This is a genomic window from Alteromonas sp. 5E99-2 (genome assembly GCF_017368475.1).
GTDB lineage: Bacteria > Pseudomonadota > Gammaproteobacteria > Enterobacterales > Alteromonadaceae > Alteromonas_F.
Genome location: NZ_JAFNJE010000022.1, coordinates 1 through 2500, shown reverse-complemented (window position 1 = coordinate 2500; position 2500 = coordinate 1). Strand labels below are relative to the sequence as shown.

Genomic DNA, 2500 nt, shown 5'->3' with positions numbered 1-2500 from the left:
ACACCTGTTGAAAAAGGTCGGGATGAGGTGTGCCTAGGGGTGAAAGGCCAATCAAACTCGGAGATAGCTGGTTCTCTGCGAAATCTATTTAGGTAGAGCGTCGGACGAATACCCTCGGGGGTAGAGCACTGAATGGGTAATGGGGGCCCACAGCCTTACTGATCCTAATCAAACTCCGAATACCGAGGAGTAATATCCGGCAGACACACAGCGGGTGCTAACGTCCGTTGTGGAGAGGGAAACAACCCTGACCTACGACTAAGGCCCCTAATTCATGGCTAAGTGGGAAAGCAGGTGGGACGACCAAAACAACCAGGAGGTTGGCTTAGAAGCAGCCATCCTTTAAAGATAGCGTAACAGCTCACTGGTCTAAATAAGTTGTCCTGCGGCGAAGATGTAACGGGGCTCAAGCCATGAGCCGAAGTCTAGGATGCAATTTATTGCATGGTAGCAGAGCGTAGTGTGACATAGTACCTGACTATATCAGTGTCCTTCGGGGTATTGTGATAGTTATGGTGCTTTCTGTGAAGCCGGCCTGTGAGGGATCCGGTGGAGAGATCACTAGTGAGAATGATGACATGAGTAGCGACAAAGGGAGTGAGAGACTCCCTCGCCGAAAGTCCAAGGGTTCCTGCTTAAAGCTAATCTGAGCAGGGTAAGCCGACCCCTAAGGCGAGGCCGAAAGGCGTAGTCGATGGGAACCAGGTTAATATTCCTGGGCCAGGAGGATGTGACGGATCTCGAAGATTGTTTCCCCTTATCGGATTGGGGAGGCCGTTAAGAGGTTCCTGGAAATAGCCCTCCATGAGATCGTACCCTAAACCAACACAGGTGGACTGGTAGAGAATACCAAGGCGCTTGAGAGAACCACATTTAAGGAACTCGGCAAAATACCTCCGTAAGTTCGCGAGAAGGAGGCCCGGTCAGAAGGCAACTTTTGGTCGGGGGCACAAACCAGGGGGTGGCGACTGTTTACTAAAAACACAGGGCTCTGCGAAGTCGCAAGACGACGTATAGGGTCTGACGCCTGCCCGGTGCCTGAAGGTTAAAAGGAGGAGTGCAAGCTCCGAATTGAAGCCCAGGTAAACGGCGGCCGTAACTATAACGGTCCTAAGGTAGCGAAATTCCTTGTCGGGTAAGTTCCGACCTGCACGAATGGCGTAACGACTTCCCCGCTGTCTCAAATGTGGACTCAGCGAAATTGAATTGCCGGTCAAGATGCCGGCTCCCCGCGGTTAGACGGAAAGACCCCATGCACCTTTACTATAGCTTCGCATTGGCATCAGACACAGTATGTGCAGGATAGGTGGTAGGCTTTGAACCAGGAACGCCAGTTTCTGGGGAGCCTCCCTTGAGATACCACCCTTATTCTGTTTGATGTCTAACCGCGGTCCATTATCTGGATCCGGGACCCTGCGTGGTGGGTAGTTTGACTGGGGCGGTCGCCTCCCAAATTGTAACGGAGGCGCGCGAAGGTTGGCTCAGAGCGGTCGGAAATCGCTCGTTGAGTGCAATGGCAGAAGCCAGCCTGACTGCGAGACTGACAAGTCGAGCAGAGTCGAAAGACGGCCATAGTGATCCGGTGGTCCCGAGTGGAAGGGCCATCGCTCAACGGATAAAAGGTACGCTGGGGATAACAGGCTGATGGTGCCCAAGAGTCCATATCGACGGCACCGTTTGGCACCTCGATGTCGGCTCATCTCATCCTGGGGCTGGAGCAGGTCCCAAGGGTACGGCTGTTCGCCGTTTAAAGAGGTACGTGAGCTGGGTTTAGAACGTCGTGAGACAGTTCGGTCCCTATCTTCCGTGGGTGTAGGATACTTGAGAAGAGTTGCCCCTAGTACGAGAGGACCGGGGTGAACGATCCACTGGTGGATCTGTTGTCGCGCCAGCGGCAGTGCAGAGTAGCTATGATCGGACAGGATAACCGCTGAAGGCATCTAAGCGGGAAGCCCCCTTCAAAACAAGGTATCCCTGAGGACCGAGGTAGACCACCTCGTCGATAGGCCAGAGATGTAAGCGCAGCAATGCGTTCAGTTGACTGGTACTAATGGTCCGATAGGCTTGATTTGATCCAGTAATAGTCTGACTTTACTGAATTAAAATCATGATACATACACACACAACCATCAGTATATGATGAACCTGGAACAATGACAGTCATGTGAAAACAAGACTGTCCTGATGCTCTAAGCATTACATGCATACGTAATGCTTAGGCTAATTTGTCTTTTTTGATTTGGTGGTCATAGCGCGAGCAAAACACCCGATCCCATCCCGAACTCGGCAGTTAAGTGCCGCTGCGCTGATGGTACTGCGTCTTAAGGCGTGGGAGAGTAAGTCACTGCCAAATCTAATAAGACAAATTAGTATGTATCTCTCGACGATAAAATCCACAAAAAACAACTCAAAAGTATCTACCGGCTGAGCGAGCGAGCGCTCGCACTCGCATGGCAGAATAATAACAATCCTGCTTAAGGAACGCAGTGAAACGCACGTA

General features: G+C 51.6%; 2 rRNA genes (1 of these 2 cut by a window edge). Both read left to right on the top strand.

Annotation, left to right across the window (positions count from 1 at the left end):
- Positions 1-2072: ribosomal RNA gene (locus J3L16_RS15455) — 23S ribosomal RNA — on the top strand (it extends 826 nt beyond the left edge of the window).
- Between the two features lie 166 nt (positions 2073-2238).
- Positions 2239-2353, top strand: a 5S ribosomal RNA gene (gene rrf / locus J3L16_RS15450).
- Positions 2354-2500 lie beyond the last annotated feature (147 nt).